The organism is Streptomyces glaucescens, from assembly GCF_002154375.1.
GTDB lineage: Bacteria > Actinomycetota > Actinomycetes > Streptomycetales > Streptomycetaceae > Streptomyces > Streptomyces glaucescens.
In genome coordinates, this window is the sequence record NZ_MUND01000529.1 from 1 (window position 1) to 19768 (window position 19768).

17 protein-coding genes are annotated in these 19768 nt (G+C 71.2%); 3 read left to right on the forward strand and 14 right to left on the reverse strand.

The window, feature by feature from the left end; genetic code table 11:
- Positions 1 to 88 precede the first annotated feature (88 nt).
- The 9 genes from aroB to CCN42_RS30680 form a co-directional block, all read right to left on the reverse strand.
- On the reverse strand, positions 89 to 1180 hold the full coding sequence (gene aroB / locus CCN42_RS30640) for a 3-dehydroquinate synthase (protein ID WP_086740505.1): 1092 nt from the start codon (positions 1178 to 1180) through the stop codon (positions 89 to 91).
- Positions 1177 to 1695 carry a shikimate kinase gene (locus CCN42_RS30645; protein ID WP_086740507.1) on the reverse strand — a complete coding sequence of 173 codons (519 nt, stop codon included), beginning with the start codon at positions 1693 to 1695 and terminating at the stop codon, positions 1177 to 1179. The genes aroB and CCN42_RS30645 overlap by 4 nt, the downstream gene beginning before the upstream one ends.
- Positions 1692 to 2876, reverse strand: a complete 1185-nt coding sequence (gene aroC / locus CCN42_RS30650) for a chorismate synthase (RefSeq protein WP_086740508.1) — start codon at positions 2874 to 2876, stop codon at positions 1692 to 1694. Before aroC ends, CCN42_RS30645 begins: the two co-directional genes overlap by 4 nt.
- A 212-nt stretch (positions 2877 to 3088) precedes the next feature.
- A complete protein-coding gene (locus CCN42_RS30655) occupies positions 3089 to 3916 on the reverse strand; it encodes a shikimate dehydrogenase (RefSeq protein ID WP_086740510.1) in 828 nt (275 codons plus the stop codon).
- The gene (mltG, locus tag CCN42_RS30660) at positions 3916 to 5679 is read right to left on the reverse strand and encodes an endolytic transglycosylase MltG (RefSeq protein ID WP_086740512.1); all 1764 of its coding nucleotides are present in this window, start codon (positions 5677 to 5679) and stop codon (positions 3916 to 3918) included. Before mltG ends, CCN42_RS30655 begins: the two co-directional genes overlap by 1 nt.
- A 119-nt stretch (positions 5680 to 5798) precedes the next feature.
- Entirely contained in the window at positions 5799 to 6263 is a 465-nt protein-coding gene (gene ruvX, locus CCN42_RS30665; RefSeq protein ID WP_086740514.1) for a Holliday junction resolvase RuvX, read from the reverse strand.
- Positions 6263 to 8935, reverse strand: coding sequence for an alanine--tRNA ligase (gene alaS, locus CCN42_RS30670; protein ID WP_086740516.1), 2673 nt, complete (start codon positions 8933 to 8935; stop codon positions 6263 to 6265). Before alaS ends, ruvX begins: the two co-directional genes overlap by 1 nt.
- Positions 8935 to 9282 carry a hypothetical protein gene (locus CCN42_RS30675; RefSeq protein ID WP_086169539.1) on the reverse strand — a complete coding sequence of 116 codons (348 nt, stop codon included), beginning with the start codon at positions 9280 to 9282 and terminating at the stop codon, positions 8935 to 8937. Before CCN42_RS30675 ends, alaS begins: the two co-directional genes overlap by 1 nt.
- Positions 9283 to 9290: 8 nt before the next feature.
- Positions 9291 to 9746 (reverse strand): DUF948 domain-containing protein, encoded by a 456-nt coding sequence (locus CCN42_RS30680; RefSeq protein ID WP_086740518.1) that lies wholly within the window; start codon positions 9744 to 9746, stop codon positions 9291 to 9293.
- A 152-nt stretch (positions 9747 to 9898) separates the two neighbouring features.
- Here CCN42_RS30680 and CCN42_RS30685 point away from each other — a divergent pair, with 152 nt between their 5' ends.
- Positions 9899 to 12058, forward strand: a complete 2160-nt coding sequence (locus tag CCN42_RS30685; RefSeq protein WP_169731557.1) for an ATP-binding protein — start codon at positions 9899 to 9901, stop codon at positions 12056 to 12058.
- 22 nt (positions 12059 to 12080) lie between these two features.
- Here the strand turns inward: CCN42_RS30685 and rpsD are convergent, their stop codons facing one another.
- The 5 genes from rpsD to CCN42_RS30710 all read right to left on the reverse strand — a co-directional run bounded on the left by rpsD (position 12081) and on the right by CCN42_RS30710 (position 17273).
- Entirely contained in the window at positions 12081 to 12695 is a 615-nt protein-coding gene (gene rpsD / locus CCN42_RS30690; RefSeq protein ID WP_043498994.1) for a 30S ribosomal protein S4, read from the reverse strand.
- Positions 12696 to 12993: 298 nt separating this feature from the next.
- Complete coding sequence (locus tag CCN42_RS30695) at positions 12994 to 14349, reverse strand: replication-associated recombination protein A (RefSeq protein WP_086740519.1); 1356 nt, start codon at positions 14347 to 14349, stop codon at positions 12994 to 12996.
- A gap of 63 nt (positions 14350 to 14412) precedes the next feature.
- Positions 14413 to 15087, reverse strand: coding sequence for a vitamin K epoxide reductase family protein (locus tag CCN42_RS30700; RefSeq protein ID WP_169731558.1), 675 nt, complete (start codon positions 15085 to 15087; stop codon positions 14413 to 14415).
- A 202-nt stretch (positions 15088 to 15289) separates the two neighbouring features.
- Positions 15290 to 16552 carry a histidine--tRNA ligase gene (gene hisS / locus CCN42_RS30705; protein ID WP_086169535.1) on the reverse strand — a complete coding sequence of 421 codons (1263 nt, stop codon included), beginning with the start codon at positions 16550 to 16552 and terminating at the stop codon, positions 15290 to 15292.
- 13 nt (positions 16553 to 16565) lie between these two features.
- Positions 16566 to 17273, reverse strand: a complete 708-nt coding sequence (locus tag CCN42_RS30710) for an MBL fold metallo-hydrolase (RefSeq protein WP_086740522.1) — start codon at positions 17271 to 17273, stop codon at positions 16566 to 16568.
- Positions 17274 to 17440: 167 nt separating this feature from the next.
- Here CCN42_RS30710 and CCN42_RS30715 point away from each other — a divergent pair, with 167 nt between their 5' ends.
- Positions 17441 to 18250 carry a peptidylprolyl isomerase gene (locus CCN42_RS30715; protein ID WP_086169533.1) on the forward strand — a complete coding sequence of 270 codons (810 nt, stop codon included), beginning with the start codon at positions 17441 to 17443 and terminating at the stop codon, positions 18248 to 18250.
- A gap of 134 nt (positions 18251 to 18384) precedes the next feature.
- Positions 18385 to 19614, forward strand: a complete 1230-nt coding sequence (locus CCN42_RS30720) for a DUF349 domain-containing protein (protein ID WP_086740524.1) — start codon at positions 18385 to 18387, stop codon at positions 19612 to 19614.
- The last annotated feature ends 154 nt before the right edge of the window (positions 19615 to 19768 follow it).

Consider the following 19768-nt stretch of genomic DNA (forward strand, 5'->3'; position numbering starts at 1 on the left):
TTGGTGAACGGCCGGGGGCGGCCCGAAGTGCCCGCTGTGGCAAGCGGAATCGGGCGGAAGGGTCCCGAAGGGCCTTACCGGGCGCGCCTTACTCGGCGACCTCGCCGTAGGCGGCGAGCAGCATGGCCGGGTCGGGGCCTTCGAGCACGGTCGGCTTGGCGAGTCCGTCGAGGACGATGAAGCGCAGCAGGTCGCCGCGGGACTTCTTGTCGACCTTCATGGTCTGCAGCAACTTGGGCCACTGGTCGTAGCGGTAGCTGAGCGGCAGCCCCACCGACTCCAGGATGGTGCGGTGCCGGTCCGCGGTGGCGTCGTCCAACCGGCCCGCCAGACGGCCCAGTTCGGCGGCGAAGTGCATGCCGACCGAGACCGCGGCGCCGTGCCGCCACTTGTAGCGCTCGTTCTTCTCGATCGCGTGGCCGAGGGTGTGGCCGTAGTTGAGGATCTCCCGGAGCCCGTTCTCCTTCAGGTCCGAGGAGACGACCTCGGCCTTGACCCGGATCGACCGCTCGATCAGCTCGGTGGTGTGCGGCCCGGCCGGGGTGCGCGCGCCCTCCGGGTCGGCCTCGATCAGGTCCAGGATCGCCGGGTCGGCGATGAACCCGGCCTTGATGACCTCCGCGAGCCCGGAGACGTAGTCGTTGACCGGCAGGGAGTCCAGCGCGGCCAGGTCGCACAGGACCCCGGCCGGGGGGTGGAAGGAGCCGACGAGGTTCTTGCCCTCGGCGGTGTTGATGCCGGTCTTGCCGCCCACCGCCGCGTCCACCATGGCCAGCACGGTCGTCGGGACGGCGATCCAGCGCACTCCGCGCAGCCAGGTGGCCGCCACGAACCCGGCCAGGTCGGTGGTGGAGCCGCCGCCCACGCCCACGATCACGTCGGTGCGGGTGAACCCGGACTGGCCCAGCGCCTTCCAGCAGTACGCGGCGACCTCGGCCGTCTTGGCCTCCTCCGCGTTCGGCACCTGGATGGCGACCGCCTCGTAGCCCTGCTCGCCCAGGTCGGCGCGCAGCGCCTCCCCGGTCTCGGCCAGCCCCTCGGGGTGGATCACCGCCACCCGGGTCGCCTTCTCGCCGATCAGACCGGCCAGCTCGCCGAGCAGCTGCCGGCCCACCAGCACCTCGTACGGCTCGCTGCCCGCGGAGCCGCCGACCTGGATCCGTGTCACAGACTCGCTCATGCTTCCTTCAACTCCAGTACGTCGAGGACCGCCTGGGCGACCTCTTCCGGCGTGCGGGCATCGGTGGCCACGACCGCGCGGGCCACCTCCTCGTACAGGTGACGGCGGGCCTCCATCAGCTCGCGCCACTGCTTGCGCGGGTTGACCGCCAGCAGCGGCCGGGCGACGTTCAGGCCGGTGCGCCGGGTCGCCTCCTCGACGTCCATCGACAGGTACACCACCGGCCGGCCGGCCAGCAGCGCGCGCGTGTCCGGGTCGAGGATCGCGCCGCCGCCCAGCGCCAGGACGCCGTCGTGCTCGGCGAGCGCCTGGTGCACGGCTCGCTTCTCCACGGCACGGAAGTAGGGCTCGCCCTCGTCGACGAAGATGTCGGCGATGGCCCGCCCCTGCTCGGCGACGATGTCGTCGTCGGTGTCCCGGTACTCGACGCCCAGCCGCTCGGCGAGCAGCCGTCCGACGGTGGACTTGCCGACGCCCATCGGGCCGACCAGGACGACGACAGGACCCGTGCTCATCGGATGTGCAGGTTGTCGAGGTACGACCGCACGTTGCGGCGGGTCTCGGCGACGCTGTCACCGCCGAACTTCTCCGCCACCGCGTCCGCCAGCACCAGCGCGACCATCGCCTCGGCGACGATCCCGGCCGCCGGGACGGCACACACGTCGGACCGCTGGTGGTGCGCCTGAGCCGGCTCACCCGTGACGACGTCCACGGTCTTCAGCGCCCGCGGCACGGTCGCGATCGGCTTCATCGCCGCGCGCACCCGCAGCAACTCGCCCGTGGTCAGGCCGCCTTCCGTGCCGCCGGAACGGCCCGTGACCCGCTTGATGCCGTCCTCGGTGCCGACGATCTCGTCATGTGCCTGGGAGCCGGGTACCCGCGCCAGGCCGAACCCGTCACCGACCTCGACACCCTTGATGGCCTGGATGCCCATCAGCGCCGCCGCCAGCCGCGCGTCCAGCCGGCGGTCCCAGTGGACGTGGGAGCCCAGGCCTACCGGTACGTCGTAGGCCAGCACCTCGACCACGCCGCCGAGGGTGTCGCCGTCCTTGTGGGCCTGGTCGATCTCGGCGACCATCGCCTTCGACGCGTCCGCGTCCAGGCAGCGCACCGGGTCCGCGTCCAGCCGCTCCACGTCCGCCGGGGTCGGGTAGACGCCGTAGGGCGCCTTGGCAGCCGCCAGCTCCACCACGTGGGAGACGATCTCGATCCCCGCCGTCTCCTTCAGGTACGACCGGGCGACGGCGCCGAGGGCGACTCGTGCAGCCGTCTCCCGGGCCGAGGCGCGTTCCAGGATCGGGCGGGCCTCGTCGAAGCCGTACTTCTGCATACCCGCCAGGTCGGCGTGGCCGGGGCGGGGACGGGTCAGCGGCGCGTTGCGCGCCAGTTCGGCGAGTTCCGCCGGGTCGACGGGGTCGGCGGCCATCACCTTCTCCCACTTCGGCCACTCGGTGTTCCCCACCATGACCGCCACCGGAGAACCGAGCGTGAGCCCGTGGCGGACACCACCGAGGAAGGTGACCTCGTCGCGCTCGAACTTCATCCGCGCGCCGCGCCCATAGCCGAGCCGACGCCGCGCCAGGTGGTCCGCCACCATCTCCGTGGTGATGGGCACGCCGGCGGGAAGGCCCTCCAGCGTCGCGACGAGTGCGGGACCGTGGGACTCCCCCGCGGTCAGCCAGCGCAACCTGCTCAACGGTGCTCCTCAGTGCTCGCGCCCTGGTACTGCCCTGCCTGCCCGCGTCCTCGCGTGCGGCGGTGGCGCGACCGGGGTGCGCGGCCCTGGCCCGCCACCTCCGATCCTCCCATGACCCGGCCGCTGTCCCATCCGCCGGTCCACCTGGCGGACGGGACAGCACCGGAAGCCGGGTGTGGAACACATCACACGGCGCGGGCCCCGGCGCGCGATCAGCGCTCCGCGAGGGCCCGCTCGCCCGCCCGCCGCATGGCGGCGACCGGGGCCGGGGTACGGCCGGTCATCTGCTCCACCTGGAACACCGCCTGGTGCACCAGAAGGTCGAGACCGCTGACCACGGCGCCGCCGTACGCGGACCAGCGGGCGGCGAGGGTGGTCGGCCAGGGGTCGTAGAGCACGTCGAAGAGGGCGGCCGGCCGCTCCGGGACGGCGGCGGCCAGCGCGTCGGTGGCGCCCGCCGGGGTGGTCGCGATGACGAGGGGCGCGCGCAGCGCCTGCTCGGCGTCGGCCCAGTCCTCGACCCGCACCTGGACGTCGAGCCGCTCGGCCCACTCCCGCATCTCGGCGGCGCGCGCCTCGCTGCGGACGTAGACGGCGATCTCACCGGTGCAGATCCGCGCCAGCGCGGCGAGCGCGGACGAGGCGGTGGCGCCCGCGCCGAGCACCGCGGCGCTGTCGACCTTCTCGATGCCGTGCTCGGCCAGCGCCGCGACCATGCCGGGGATGTCGGTGTTGTCGCCGGTGCGCCGGCCGTCCTGGTGGAGGACCACGGTGTTCACGGCGTCCACCGAGGAGGCGGTCTCGCTGATCTCGTCGAGCAGCGGGATGACCGCCCGCTTCAGCGGCATGGTCAGCGACAGGCCCGCCCACTCCGGGCCCAGTCCCTCGAGGAAGCGCGGCAGCGCCGCCTCGTCGACCTCGAAGCGGTCGTACGTCCAGTCGGTCAGCCCGAGTTCCGCGTACGCGGCGCGGTGCAGCACCGGGGACAGGGAGTGGGCGATGGGCGAGCCGAGAACGGCGGCTCGGCGGGATCCGGCCATCAGTTGTTCCTCGAAGCGTTCCACTGGTCCACCAACCGCTGGTGCTCTTCGTTGGTCCGGGTGAACTTGCTGGTCTTGCCGTCCATCGAGATGAAGTAGTACCAGCCGTCGTCGGTCGGGTCGAGGGCGCCCTTGAGCGCTTCCTCGCCCGGGTTGCTGATCGGTCCCGGCGGCAGGCCCGGGTAGTAGTACGTGTTGTACGGGTTGTCGTAGTTCCGCAGTTCTGCCAGGGTCAGGTCGATCTTGCTCTGGTTCTTGATGTAGTTGTACGTGGAGTCGAACTCCAGCATGCCGTTGGTCTGCGGGTTCGCGGGCTTGAGCCGGTTGTAGACGACCTCGGCCATCTTGCGGAAGTCGTCGTGGCTGGTGCCCTCGGCCTGGACGAGGCTGGCGACGGTGACCAGCTGCCAGGGGTTCTCCAGGCCCAGGCTCTGGGCCTTCTTCTCGACGCCCAGTTCCTCGTAGACGCCGGTGGCCCGCTGCACCATCTCCTTCAGGACCTCCTCGGGCTTCTGGCCCTTGGCGACCGGGTAGCTGGACGGGAACAGGAACCCTTCCAGCGGGTCGTTGACGTCCTTGTGGTCCATCGCCCAGTCGGGCAGGCCGAGCTTGCGCCAGTCCTCCTTGGCGACCTCGGCCGTGGTGCCCTCCTCGACCTCCAGGCGCTGGTCGATGAGTTTGTAGATGTCGGCGTTGCGCGCGCCCTCGATGATGATCAGGTTGTTCTTGCTCTCAGGGCTGAGCATCAGCTTGACCGCGCTCTCGGCCGACATCTCCTTCTCCAGCGTGTACACGCCGTCCTGGATGCTCTTGCCCTGCGGGTTGCTGTTCTGCGCGGCCACGAAGGCGTCGACGCTCTTGACGACGCCGGCCTTCTTCAGGATGTTGCCCATCTGGAAGCCGCTCGCGCCCTTGGGGATCCGGACGGAGATCTGCTGGCCGTTGCCGTCGCCCGAGAAGTCCGGGGCCTCGCCGAAACGATCCTGGTAGAACTGGAGGCCGAAGTAGCCGATGCCCGCGAGACCGCCGCCGAACACCAGGACGACCACCAGGCAGGCGATCCCGTTGCGGCTCTTCTTGTTCTTGCCGCCCCGGCCCCGCCGGTCCGCCCGGCCGCCTCGGCCGCCGGCCTGCTCGTCGGCGTCGTCGTCATCGTCGCCGCCCGCGAAGAAGGCGGCCTCGCCCTGGTCGGGGCCCGGGTCCCAGTCGGTCTGCGGCTCGGGGTCGGCGCTGCGGCGGGCGGGCGGTTCCGGCGGCGGGTAGGCGTCCGGGGTGCCGTAGAAGTCGGGCTGTTCGCCCTGGTAGCCCGCCGCCTGCTGGGCGTACGGGTCCACGGGGTCGGCGGGGTACGGGATGTGCGGCTGCCCACCGGTGCCCCAGCCGCCGTTGTCGTACTGCCCGGTGTCGTGCTGCTGCCCGCCGTGCTGCTGACCACCGTGCTGGTTGTCGTACTGCTGGCCGCCGTGCTGGTCGTACCGGGGTTGGCCCTGGCCCTCGCCGGAGTAGTCCTGCGGGCCGTAGTCCTGGTACTGCTGCTGGTCCTGGCCGTACGCGGCCCGCTGGCCGCCGTCGCCCCACTCGCCGTACTCCGGCTGCTGCGGCTGGTGTGCCTGCTGCGGCTGCTGCGGATAGTGCTGCGGCTGGCCGCCGTAGGACGACTGCCCGCCCTGCTGGGCCTGCTGTCCTCCCCATCCGCCGTCCCCGTACAACGGGTCCTCCGGATGCCACGGTTCGGAGCCTTGGCCCCGGCCATACTCAGTCATCGATCCCCTAGAGCCGCGAGGCGGCGGTCGCGGACTGTGGGACCGGTTCCGTCCCGCCTCTTGCTGTGCGGCGGCTGTTCGAATGCCGCCGCATCGCGCGGAACGTTACCGTATCGCGATCAGATGACCACTTCGACGCCCTCGCCCGGGGCTTTGCCTGACACCCGTTCGGATTCCAGCGCCTGCTGAAGGATGATCACCGCTGCCGCCTGGTCGATGACGGACCGGCCCTTCTTGGACTTCACGCCCGAGGCGCGCAGTCCCTGGCTCGCCGTCACCGTCGTCATGCGTTCGTCGACGAGTCTCACCGGAACCGGCGCGATCATACCGGCCAGTTGCCGGGCGAAGCCGCGGACCTTGGTCGCCGCCGGGCCCTCGCCTCCCTTGAGGGAGCGGGGCAGACCGACCACGACCTCGATCGGCTCGTACTCCTCGACCAGCTGCTTCAGCCGCCGCTGGGCCGCCGGGACGTCCCGGCCGGGGACGGTCTCCACCGGTGTGGCGAGGATCCCGTCGGGGTCGCACGAGGCGACCCCGATCCGGGCGTCCCCGACGTCGATGGCGAGCCGACGTCCTCTGCGCATTACTTGGCCGTCTCCGCGACCAGACGCTCCACGGCGTCCACGGCGTCGCCGATGGCGGCCGGGTTCTGGCCGCCGCCCTGGGCCACGTCCGGCTTGCCGCCACCGCCACCGCCGAGCGTCTTGGCGGCCGTGCGGACCAGGTCGCCGGCCTTGAGGCCGCGCTCGCGGGCGGCCTCGTTGGTGGCGATGACCGTCAGCGGCTTGCCGTTCACCGTGGTGAACAGGGCCACCACGGCGGCCCGGCCGCCCTGGATCCGGCCGCGCACGTCGAGGACCAGCTTGCGCAGGTCGTCGGCGGTGGTGCCGTCCGGGACCTGTCCGGTGACCAGGGCCACACCGCGCACGTCCTTGGCGGACTCGGCGAGCCCGGCGGCGGCCTGGAGCACCTTCTCGGCGCGGAACTTCTCGATCTCCTTCTCGGCGTCCTTCAGCTTGCCGAGCATGGTGGAGACCTTCTCCGGCAGCTCCTCCGGACGGCCCTTGAGCAGTTCGGTGAGCTGGTTGACGACCGTGTGCTCACGGGCGAGGAAGTTGTAGGCGTCCACGCCGACCAGGGCCTCGATACGGCGCACACCGGAGCCGATGGAGGACTCGCCGAGCAGCTTCACCAGGCCGAGCTGGGCGGTGTTGTGCACGTGCGTGCCGCCGCACAGCTCCTTGGAGAAGTCGCCGATGGTGACGACGCGCACCCGCTCGCCGTACTTCTCGCCGAACTCGGCGATGGCGCCCTGCTTCTTGGCCTCGTCGATGCCCATGACCTCGGCGTGCACCGAGAGGTCGCGGGCCAGCACCTCGTTGATCTTCTGCTCGACGTCGGTCATCACGGCCGTGGGCACGGCGGACGGGGAGCCGAAGTCGAAGCGGAAGCGGCCGGGCTGGTTCTCCGAACCGGCCTGGGCGGCCGTCGGGCCGAGGGCGTCGCGCAGGGCCTGGTGGGTGAGGTGGGTGGCCGAGTGGGCGCGGGCGATGGCCGTACGGCGCCTGGCGTCGATCGAGGCGTGGGCCTTGGCACCGACGGTGACCTCGCCGACCTGGACGACGCCCTTGTGGACGTAGACGCCCGGCACCGGCTTCTGGCAGTCGCGGACCTCGATGACGGCACCGGTGTCGATCTTGATCTTGCCGGTGTCGCCGATCTGGCCGCCGCCCTCGGCGTAGAACGGGGTGCGGTCGAGGACGATCTCGACCTCGTCGCCCTCGGTGGCGGCCGGGGAGGAGACACCGTCGACCAGGATGCCGACGACGGTGGTCTCGCCCTCGGTGTCGGTGTAGCCGATGAAGTCGGTGGCCCCGGCGCGGTCGGCGATCTCGCGGTAGGCGCCCATGTCGGCGTGGCCGGTCTTCTTGGCCTGGGCGTCGGCCTTGGCGCGCTCCCGCTGCTCCTTCATCAGGCGGCGGAAGCCGTCCTCGTCCACGGAGAGGCCCTGTTCGGCGGCCATCTCCAGGGTGAGGTCGATCGGGAAGCCCCAGGTGTCGTGGAGCAGGAAGGCCTTGTCGCCGGGGAGCACGGCCGAGCCGGCGGCCTTGGTCTCGGACACGGCGGTGTCGAGGATGTTGGTGCCGGCCTTCAGCGTCTTGAGGAAGGCGTTCTCCTCGGCGAGGGCGACCTTCTCGATGCGCTCGCGGTCGGTGATCAGCTCGGGGTACTGCCGGCCCATCATGCCGATCACGACGTCGATCAGGTCCTTGACGACCGGGCCGGTGGCGCCCAGCAGGCGCATGTTGCGGATGGCGCGGCGCATGATGCGGCGCAGCACGTAGCCGCGGCCCTCGTTGCCGGGGGTGACGCCGTCACCGATGAGCATGGTGGCGGTGCGCATGTGGTCGGTGACCACACGCAGGGAGACGTCCGAGGAGTGGGCGTCGCCGTAGCGGACGCCGGTCAGCTCGGTGGCCTTCTCGATGACGGCCATCGAGGTGTCGATCTCGTACATGTTCTGCACGCCCTGCAGAATCATGGCGAGGCGCTCGAGGCCGAGGCCGGTGTCGATGTTCTTGCTGGGCAGGTCGCCGAGGATCTCGAAGTTGTCCTTGCCGATGCCCTCGCCCCGCTCGTACTGCATGAAGACGAGGTTCCAGATCTCCACGTACCGCTCGTCGTTGACGGCGGGACCGCCCTCGACGCCGAACTCGGGGCCGCGGTCGTAGTTGATCTCGGAGCAGGGGCCGCACGGGCCGGGGACGCCCATGGACCAGTAGTTGTCCTTCATGCCGAGGCGCTGGATGCGCTCCTTCGGCACGCCGACGACCTCGTGCCAGATGCGCTCGGCCTCGTCGTCGTCCTTGTAGACGGTGATCCACAGGCGCTCGGGGTCGAGGCCGTAACCGCCCTTGTCCTGGGGCGTGGTGAGCAGCTCCCAGGCGAGCTTGATGGCGCCTTCCTTGAAGTAGTCGCCGAAGGAGAAGTTGCCGCACATCTGGAAGAACGTGCCGTGCCGCGTGGTCTTGCCGACCTCTTCGATGTCGGGCGTGCGCACGCACTTCTGCACGCTGGTGGCGCGCTGGAACGGCGGCTTGACCTCGCCGAGGAAGTAGGGCTTGAAGGGAACCATGCCGGCGGGGACGAGGAGCAGAGTCGGGTCGTCCGCGATGAGCGACGCCGAAGGGACGACGGTGTGCCCGCGCTCCTCGAAGAAGCTCAGCCAGCGACGGCGGATCTCAGCCGACTCCATCAGTGGTCCTCATTCCGGTTGTTCGAGTACGTCGTGTTCTCGATGTACTTCGGGTCGTTGCGGTTCTCGATGACGGCGTAGCGCCGGTGGGGTGCGGGGAGCTCCGGGTCGGCGTTGAGGCCGAGGGCGTCCCCCAGTTCGGCCTCCCGCCGGGCCATGTTGTCGCGGACGTCGAGGGCGAAGCCCACCGCGCGGTCCTTGAGCCGGTGACCGGCCTCGATCGCCTTGTTCGCCGCGGTCGCGGCCAGGCTCTCGGGGGTCAGCTGCTTCAGCTTTCGGTTGACCTTGGTGGTGGCCCACACACCGGCGGCGACACCGGTGCTGAACCAGAAGGTACGGCGGAACATCGCTGAGCTCAGTCCTTCTTTCCGCGGAGGTTCCGCTTCGTCCGCCGCGAGGCCGGGACGGTGCGGCCCACGATCACGGTACGCCGGGGTGCCCGCTCGGGCATGTCGTCCTTGCGGCCGCTCAGCGCGCGGCGCACGCCGTAGCCGAACGCCGCGACCTTGACCAGCGGGCCGCCGAAGGTGGAGGCGACGGTGGTCGAGAGCGCCGACGCGTTCGACGTGACCTCCTGGACGTCGGAGGCGATCGCGTCGACCCGGTCGATCTGGGTCTGCGCGGAGCGTACCGCCGCGGAGGCGTCGGCCAGCAGCGGGACGGCCTGATCCGTCACGTCCGCCACGAGCTTGGTGGTCGCCTTGAGCGTCTGGGCCAGCCTCGCGAGAGCCACCGCGAGGAAGGAGACCAGGATCGCCCAGAAGACGGCCACCAGGATCCCGGCCACCTCTCCACCGGACACCTTGCGCACCCGCTCCCTGAAAACGCCTGAACATCGAGTAAGTCGTGCACCGAGCCTATCGCGCCGGGGCTGCCGCTCCGTACCGGATTAGGGCGGGTGCGCGGCGGAGTTGCGTCCGGCGATTGTACGGACTGAATACGATTCAGTACGCTCCGTATTCCATGCGGGACCATCAGCGCGGCGACACCTCCCTGACCGGCAACCTCCCTGCGGAGCTCGACGGTTTCGTCGGGCGCACCTCCGAACTCAGTGCCCTGGCGGCGGCGCTCGACACCTCCCGGCTGGTGACGGTCACCGGGACCGGCGGTGTGGGCAAGTCGCGGCTGGCGGCCCGCGCCGCCGCCGGGGCCGCGGCCCGCGACGGCGTCTGGCGGGTGGAGCTGGCCCCGGTGCGCGACCCGGAGTTCGTCGACCACGCCCTCGTGGAGGCCCTGGGGCTGACCGACCACACCGCCCGGCCGCCCCGCGAGATGCTGCTCGGTCATCTCGCGGGCCGTGAACTGCTGCTGGTGCTCGACGGGTTCGAGCACCTGGTGGAGGCCTGCGCCCACCTGGTGGTGGAGCTGCTGCGCGGCGCGCCGGGGCTGCGGGTGCTCGCCGTGGGGCGCCGGCCGCTCGGTTTGACCGGTGAGCGGCTGTTCCCGCTGGCGCCGCTCGGCGCGGACGAGGCGGCCCTGCTGTTCGCGGACCGGGCCGCGCGGCAGGGCGTGGCGCCGGGCGACGAGCGGACGGTACGGGAGCTGTGCACGCGTCTGGACGGCATCCCGCTGGCGATCGAGCTGGCTGCGGGGCGGCTGCGGGCCCTGACCCCCGCGCAGCTCCTCGACCGGCTCGACGACCGGTTCCGGCTGCTGACCGGCGGCGGGCGGGAGGGACTGCCCCGCCACCGGACGCTGCGCACGGCGATCGGCTGGAGCCACGAGCTGTGCACCCCGCAGGAGCGGCTGCTGTGGTCCCGGCTGTCGGTGTTCACCGGGCCGTTCGACCTGGAGGCCGCCGAGTACGTGTGCGGCGGGCACGGCCTGCGTGCCGGCGACGTCCTCGACGTGCTGTCCGAGCTGATCGCGCAGTCGGTGGTCGGGCGGGAGGAGACCGGGGCGGGCGGGCGCTACCGGATGCTGGACACGGTCCGCGCGTACGGCGCCGGCTGGCTGGCGGCGACCGGCGAGGCGGACCGGCTGCGGCGGCGGCACCGCGACTGGTACGTGGGCCTGGCGACCTGGTGCGAGCTGGACTGGTTCTCGCCGCGCCAGTCCGAGGTCGCCGCGCGGGTGGACGCGGAGCTGCCCAACCTGCGCAGCGCCCTGGAGTACTGCCTGACCGAGCCGGACGAGGTGCATCTGGGGCAGTACCTCGCGGGGTCCCTGTGGTTCTGCTGGGCCGGCTGCGGACGGCTGGCGGAGGGCCGGCACTGGCTGGAGCGCGCCCTGGCGCTCGGCTCCGGCCACACCCAGCCTCGGCTGAAGGCGCTGTGGGTGCTCGGCTACGTGGCCATCCTGCAGGGCGACGCGGTGCCGGCCCTGGCCGCGCTCCAGGAGTGCCGGGAGGAGGCGGAACGCGCGGGGAGCGCGACCGCGCTGGCGTACGCGGAGCACCGCACCGGCTGTCTGGCACTGGTCACCGGCGACATCGGCCGCGCGGAGACCCTGCTGCGCTCCGCGCTGCACCGCTACCGGGAGATCGGCGAACTCAACAGCAACGTCCTGATGGGTCAGGTGGAGCTGGCGATGATCCGCGCCTTCCAGGGCGATCTGCCGGACGCGGTACGGCTGTGCGAGGACGTGCGGCGGGTGTGCGAGGACCACGGCGAGCGGTGGGCACGCGGGTACGCGCTGTACGTCCTGGCGTACGCGGCGTGGAGCGAGGGCGACCCGGGCCGGGCCCGCGCGCTGCTGACGGACTGCCTCTCCGGTGCGCACGGCTTCCGTGATCTGCTCGGCTCGGTGCTGTCGATCGAACTCCTGGCGCTGGTCACGGCGACGGAGGGCGATGTCGCGGAGGCCGCCGTGCTCCAGGGTGCGGCCTTACGCATGTGGCCGTCGGTGGGACTGCCGCTGTTCGGGTCGGCGCACTACAACCGGCCGCACGAGCTGTGCGAGGCGATGGCCCGGGAAGGGCTGGGCGACGAGCGGTACGAGGCCTGCGCACGGGCCGGGGACCGGCTGGACCGGGAGCAGGCGGTGGCCCGGGCGCTGGGGCGGGGGCAGGTACTGGACGGGGTGCCGGTGCCGCGCGGACCGGCGCGGCGCGCGCGGGGGGCGGTGGACATGCAGAAGCCCGCCGCCTCCCCCACCCGCAAGGGCGGGGAGACGACGGGCTGACGCGAGAGGTGCTACACCCGGATCAACGGGCGTAGTACTCGACGACGAGCTGCTCGTCGCAGATCACCGGGATCTCCTTGCGGTTCGGCTCGCGGTCCAGGCGGAACGCCAGGGCCTTGAGGTTCACCTGCAGGTAGCGCGGGGTCTCGCCGTCGGGGGCGAAGCCACCCTCGCGGGCGACCTGGAACAGCGGCTTCTCGCGGCTGCGCTCGCGGACCATCACGACGTCGTCGGGACGGACGCGGAACGAGGGCTTGTCGACCTTCTGGCCGTTGACCTCGATGTGGCCGTGGACGACCATCTGGCGGGCCTGGTAGATCGTGCGGGCGATGCCCGAACGCAGGACCAGGGCGTCGAGACGGCGCTCGAGCTCGACGATCAGGGCCTCACCGGTCTTGCCCTGGACCTTGGAGGCACGCTCGTAGGCGCGGACGAGCTGACGCTCGGACACGTCGTACTGCGCGCGCAGACGCTGCTTCTCCAGCAGACGGACCTTGTAGTCCGAGTTCTGCTTGCGGCCACGGCCGTGCTCACCCGGCGGGTAGGGACGGGCCTCGAAGTACTTGACGGCCTTCGGGGTCAGCGCGATGCCGAGGGCACGCGACTTCTTGACCTTGGGGCGGGACTGGTTCGCCACTGTCTCTCATTTCCTTGATTCGGCTTGTCAGAGTTTTGGGAGGTCGCATCCGCAGCCGGGGAGACCCGCCGGGTCCCATGGGACCTGCCGGGCAGCCGCTCCCCTGATCTGGGCACATACGTGCAGCACGCGAGTGGCCCACCGACCGTTTCCCGGACTCCGGGGTGGTGGTGGGCTGCCCGCGACACCTTCGACGGTGCGCGACGCTCCTGGAGCCGGTCCCGGAGGACCGGGCTCCCGCTGGCTGTTCCGTTCTGACTGCACGGAACGCAGCACTTCCGGCAAGTCTACAGGGCGCTCAGGACCGCCTGCGACCGAGGTGCTTCCTCGTCCACTCCACCGCGTCCGCGTACCGCGCCTCCGCGCCGTGCCGGGTCGGGGCGTAGTACTCCCGGTCCTTCAGGGCGTCCGGGGCGTACTGCTGGGCGGCGATGCCCTCGGGGACGTCGTGCGGATACACGTACCCCTGCCCGTGGCCGAGCTTGGACGCGCCCTTGTAGTGCGAGTCCCGCAGGTGCGCGGGGACCGCCCCGGCCAGTCCCTTGCGCACGTCCTCCAGGGCGGCGCCGATCGCGGTGGTCGCCGCGTTGGACTTCGGCGCGAGGGCGAGGGCGATGGTGGCGTGGCTGAGGGTGAGGGCGGCCTCGGGGAAGCCGATCATGGCGACCGCCTGGGCGGCGGCGACCGCGATCGGCAGCGCGTTGGGGTCCGCCAGGCCGATGTCCTCGCTGGCGGAGATCATCAGCCGGCGGGCGATGAAGCGGGGGTCCTCGCCCGCCTCGATCATCCGGGCCAGGTAGTGCAGGGCGGCGTCGACGTCGGAGCCGCGGATGGACTTGATGAGGGCGCTCGCGACGTCGTAGTGCTGGTCGCCGTCGCGGTCGTACTTCACCGCCGCCCGGTCGACCGTCTCCTCCAGCGTCGTCAGGGAGATCTCCGCCTCGCCCTTGTCGAGCGCGGCACCCGCTGCGGCCTCCAAGGCGGTCAGCGCACGGCGGGCGTCCCCGCCGGCGATGCGCAGCAGATGGTCCTCGGTGTCCTCGGGGAGGGCGACGGCGCCCTTGAGACCGCGCTCGTCGTCCAGCGCCCGCCGCAGCAGCCCGCGGACGTCCTCGTCCGTGAGGGGTTCGAGGGTGAGCAGGAGGGAGCGGGAGAGCAGCGGGGAGATCACCGAGAAGTACGGGTTCTCGGTGGTCGCCGCGATCAGCGTGACCCAGCGGTTCTCGACGGCCGGCAGCAGGGAGTCCTGCTGCGCCTTGCTGAAGCGGTGGATCTCGTCGAGGAAGAGGACGGTCTCCTTGCCGTACCCGCCCGTGGCACGGCGGGCGCCGTCGATGACCGCGCGGACCTCCTTGACGCCCGCGGTGATCGCGGACAGCTCCACGAACCGCTTGTTGGTGGCCTTGGAGACCACGTACGCGAGGGTCGTCTTGCCGGTGCCGGGCGGGCCCCACAGGATCACCGAGGACGGTCCGGCCGGTCCCCCGGAGCCCTCGCCGACCAGGCGGCGCAGGGGCGAGCCGGGTTTCAGCAGATGCTGCTGGCCCACCACCTCGTCGAGGGTGCGCGGGCGCATCCGCACGGCCAGCGGACTGCCGGCCGGGTCCTTCTCCTGGCGTTCTTCTGCGGCGGCGGTGAACAGGTCGGGCTCCACGCTGGAAACCCTAAATCACCGCACTGACAATCCCCCTGGTCCCGCCCCCGACCCGGGCCCGGCTCAGGCCCAGAGCTGGCTGCCCCAGCGGGTCAGGATCAGCATCGCGATGATGCCGACGTGGGTGACCGGCAGCGTCCAGGTGAACTCGCCGAGGAACCGCTTCACGCCGGCGGGCGCGGGCAGGAAGTCGTTGCGGACGTTGAAGGAGGTCACGTACCAGAACATGGTGATCGTCGCGACCCAGGCCAGTGAGCACCACAGGCACAGCGCGTTGATCTCGTACAGCGACTGGATCATCAGCCAGGTGCAGAACGCGACGCCGAAGAGGGTGCCGGCGTTGAAGGTGAGCCAGTACCAGCGCGGGAAGCGGGCGCGGGCCAGCAGACTCATGCCGACGCAGATCACGATGCCGTAGGTGACGAGGCCGAGCAGCGGGTTGGGGAATCCGAAGACGGACGCCTGGTCGCTCTCCATGACGCTGCCGCAGGAGACGATCGGGTTCAGGCTGCAGCTCGGGGTGAACGTCTCGCCGCTCACCTTGCCCTCGAGGATCTTGAATTTGTCGATCGTGATGACCCAGGCGGCGAGCACGCCCGCCGCGCCCGTGATCACCAGCAGCAGGGCGAAGGCCCGGCTGCCGCCCACCGTGCGCGGCTCCGCGGCGGTGCGCGGCGACCGCGGCTCGGGCTGAGGCTCGGGCTCGGTGGAGACGTCCTGGACTGTCGTCTTGCTCATCACGCCGATTCCGTCACTTGAGTGGGGGTGGACCTGCTTCCGGCACCGGACATTGTGCCGCAAGCGACGGTGTGTCGACCGTTCACTGCGCATAAGGACATACGGCCGAGCCGTCCCCACCGCGCGGATCCGGACAACGGCGACGACGCGACAAGGGCGCCGGCAGCCTGTTGTCGGCTCCCGGCGCCCTCGCGGCCCGTCGTCAGCCCAGCCGGGCTTCCAGCTCGGCCACGATCTCGTTGACGCCGACCGCCTCCTGCTCGCCGGACTCCATGTCCTTGAGCTGGACGACGCCGTCCGCGAGGTCGCGCTCACCGGCCACGATCGTGTAGCGGGCGCCGCTGCGGTTGGCGTTCTTCATGGCCCCCTTGAGGCCCTTGCCGCCGTACGCGAAGTCCGCCGCGATCCCGGCCTTGCGCAGCTCGGTGACCTTGCCGAACAGCACCCGGCGGGCCTCCTCGCCGAGCGGCACAGCGAAGACGCTGGTGGCGGCGGGCAGTTCCAGCTCGACGCCCTCCGCCTCCAGGGCGAGGACCGTGCGGTCCACGCCGAGGGCCCAGCCGACGGACGGCAGCGCCGGGCCGCCGATCATCTCGGACAGGCCGTCGTAGCGGCCGCCGCCGCCCACCGCGGACTGGGAACCCAGACCGTCGTGGACGAACTCGAAGGTGGTCCGGGTGTAGTAGTCCAGGCCGCGGACCAGCTTCGGGTCGTCCTCGAAGACGACACCGGCGGCCGTGATCAGCTCGCGGACCTCCTCGTGGTACGCCTTGCAGGCGTCGCACAGGTAGTCGCGCAGGAGGGGGGCGCCCGCCAGCTGCTTCTGGACCGACTCGCGCTTGTCGTCGAGGACGCGCAGCGGGTTGATCTCCGCGCGGCGCAGGGTGTCCTCGTCGAGGTCGAGGCCGCGCAGGAAGTCCTGGAGCGCGGCCCGGTACACCGGACGGCACTCCTTGTCGCCCAGGCTGTTCAGCAGGATGCGGAAGTTCCGCAGGCCCAGCGAGCGGTACGCCTGGTCGGCCAGGATGATCAGCTCGGCGTCCAGCGCCGGGTCCTCGGCGCCGATCGCCTCGGCGCCGACCTGGGAGAAGTGGCGGTAGCGGCCCTTCTGGGGGCGCTCGTAGCGGTAGTACGAGCCGGAGTACCAGAGCTTGACCGGGAGGTTGCCCGACTTGTGCAGGTTGGCCTCCAGGGCGGCGCGCAGCACGGACGCGGTGCCCTCGGGGCGCAGCGCGAGCCTGTCGCCGCCCTTGGTCTCGAAGGCGTACATCTCCTTGGTGACGATGTCGGTGGACTCGCCGACACCGCGCGCGAACAGCTCGACGCTCTCGAAGCCGGGCGTCTCGATGTAGCCGTAGCCGGAGTTGCGCAGCGGGGCGGCGATCGCCTCGCGCACCGCCAGGTACTTCGCGGAGTCCGGCGGAATCAGGTCGTACGTGCCCTTGGGGGCCTTGAAGGTGCTCACGGAAGTCTCTCGATCACATTCCTCGTCGGGGAGCCGGGGATGCTCCCTGGCCGGCGGCCACCTGCCGCAGATACGGGTTGGTGGCGCGCTCCTGGCCGATGGTCGTCTGGGGGCCGTGGCCGGACAGCACCACGGTCGAGTCGTCGAGCGGCAGGCACACGCGGGCCAGCGAGTCGAGCATCTCGGCCATGTCACCGCCGGGCAGGTCGGTGCGTCCGATGGAGCCGGCGAACAGCAGGTCGCCCGAGAAGAGGACCGGCGGGATGTCCGCCGCCTCGGGCAGGCCGAAGGTCACCGACCCCTTGGTATGGCCCGGCGCGTGCGCGACGGTCAGCTCCAGGCCGGCCAGCTCCAGCTTCGCGCCGTCGGTCAGCGTCCTGACGTCGTCCGGCTCCCCCACGGTCAGCTCGCCCATCAGCTGGGCGCCGACGGAACGGCCGAGGGCCTTCTCGGGGTCGCTCATCATGTACCGGTCCTCGGGGTGGATCCAGGCCGGTACGTCGTGCGCGCCGCACACCGGGACGACCGAGGCCACGTGGTCGATGTGGCCGTGGGTGAGGACGACGGCGACGGGCTTGAGCCGATGCTTCTTCAGTGCCTCTTCGACTCCGGGGGCCGCTTCGTGGCCCGGGTCGATGATCACGCACTCCTCACCGGCGGCGGGGGCGACCAGGTAACAGTTGGTCCCCCAGGCCCCGGCGGGGAACCCGGCAATGAGCACGATCGTCCTTCGTTGTGTCGATACGGGCGGCTACAGCTTCCGTCAGAGCCTACCGGCGCTGCCGTTTCCTCAGCGAACCCATATACGGTACGGGGCACACGCAGGCGGTCGGCTCAGAGGACGCGCGCGTACCCGTCGACGTACGAGACGCATGAGGAGTAAACCCGGTGGTCAGCCAGGAACAGCGGCGGCGTCAGCTCGCCCGGGAGAAGTTCTTGCGGCAGCAGCAGCGGCGCACCGACGCGCGGCGCAAGTCGCGCACGCGCAACGCGGTGATCGCATCGGCACTGGGCGTCATCCTGGTCGGCAGCCTCGCGCTGTACACGACCGGGGCACTCAAGGACGACGGCAAGGAGAACGCGGGCGCGGACGTCACCCCGAGCGCCACGAGCGCGCCGCCGGACCCGTGCGACAAGCCGGCCAAGGGCGAGGTCGAGTCGATGTCCTTCAAGAAGGAGCCGGCGATGACCATCGACACGTCGGCGAAGTACACGATGAAGCTGGAGACGACCTGCGGCGACATAGACCTGGCGCTGAAGGCGTCGGCGGCCCCGCACACGGTGAACTCGTTCAACTTCCTCGCCGGCAAGGGCTACTTCGACCACACCAAGTGCCACCGCCTGACCACGAACGGCATCTACGTCCTGCAGTGCGGCGACCCGACGGCCAGCGGCAGCGGCGGTCCGGGGTACCAGATGAAGGACGAGAACCTGAAGGACAAGAGCCTGAAGGGCAACGTCTATCCGGCGGGCACGGTGGCTATGGCCAACTCCGGCCCGAACACCAACGGCAGCCAGTTCTTCCTCGTCTACCAGGACAGCCAGCTGCCGCCCAGCTACACACCGTTCGGTACGGTGTCCGCGTCCGGCATGACGGTCCTGAAGAAGATCGCCGCCGCGGGCGAGAACACCGGCGCCGGTGACGGGGCTCCCAACGCGACGGTCGTGATCGACAAGGCGACGGTCACGAAATCCTGACGCTCAACTGCGAATCTCGGTCGCGCGGGATGCGGACAGGCAACCCGCCGGTCGCCTATGTTGGCCGTGACGAAACTGTGGACGATGCCCGGGGGAGCTGAGGCCCCCCGCAGGCATCATGTGGAGGAGGCGCTGTGAGCAGCGACCCGTGGGGCCGCGTCGACGAGACGGGGACCGTGTACGTGCGGACGGCCGACGGCGAGAAGGTCGTCGGTTCCTGGCAGGCCGGCTCCCCTGACGAGGCGCTGGCCTACTTCGAGCGCAAGTACGAGGGCCTGGTTGTCGAGATCGGCCTCCTCGAGAAGCGAGTGCAGACCACCGACCTGTCGGCCAAGGACGCCCAGGCCGCCGTCGACCATCTGCGCGAGCAGGTCGACGCGCACCACGCCGTGGGTGACCTGGACGCCCTGCGGACCCGGCTGGACAAGCTGGTGGAGACCGTCGAGAAGCGCCGCGAGGAGCGCAAGGCGCAGCGCGCGAAGCAGTCCGACGAGGCCCGTCACGCCAAGGAGGCGCTGGTCGCGGAGGCCGAGCAGCTGGCGCAGTCCGACCAGTGGCGGGCGGCCGGCGAGCGGCTGCGGGCGCTGGTGGACACCTGGAAGGGTCTGCCGCGGCTGGACCGCAAGTCCGACGACGAGCTGTGGCACCGCTTCTCGCACGCCCGGTCGGCGTTCTCCAAGCGCCGCAAGGCGCACTTCGCGCAGCTCGACGCGCAGCGCGAGGAGGCCCGCAGGACCAAGGAGCGGCTGGTCGCCGAGGCCGAGGCGCTGTCCGGCTCGACCGACTGGGGCCCCACCGCCGCCCGCTACCGCGAGCTGATGGCGGAGTGGAAGGCCGCGGGCCGTGCCCAGCGCGAGCACGAGGACGACCTGTGGAACCGCTTCCGCGGCGCTCAGGACGTGTTCTTCGCCGCCCGCAGTTCGGTCTTCGCCGAGCGTGACGCCGAGCAGGCGGAGAACCTGAAGCTGAAGGAGGAGCTGGCCGAGGAGGCCGAGAAGATCCTCCCGGTCACGGACCTCAAGGCGGCGCGGGCCGCGTTCCGCTCGGTCAACGAGCGCTGGGAGGCCATCGGCCATGTGCCGCGGGACGCCCGGCCGAAGGTCGAGGGCCGGATGCACGCGGTCGAGCGGGCCATCCAGGAGGCCGAGGAGGCCGAGTGGCGCCGGACGAACCCCGAGGCACGCGCGCGTGCCGAGGGCCTGACCGGCCAGCTGCAGGCCGCGGTGGACAAGCTCAGGGGCCAGATCGAGCAGGCGCGCGCCCAGGGCAACAACGCGAAGGCCGACAAGCTGGAGCGTGAGCTGGAGGGCCGCCAGGCGCTGCTGGAGCAGGCGCTGAAGGGCCTGCAGGAGTTCGGCGGCTGAGACCACCGGCCCGCACACGTCGAGGGCGCCCGCACCTTCCCGGTGCGGGCGCCCTCGTCGTGCGGCCTAGGGGTGTGGTCAAACTCCCGTCGTCCGCAGGACGGCCCTGCGGCGTCCGGTGCGTGCTCTCGGCGCGCCGGGCGGAAGTCCGCGC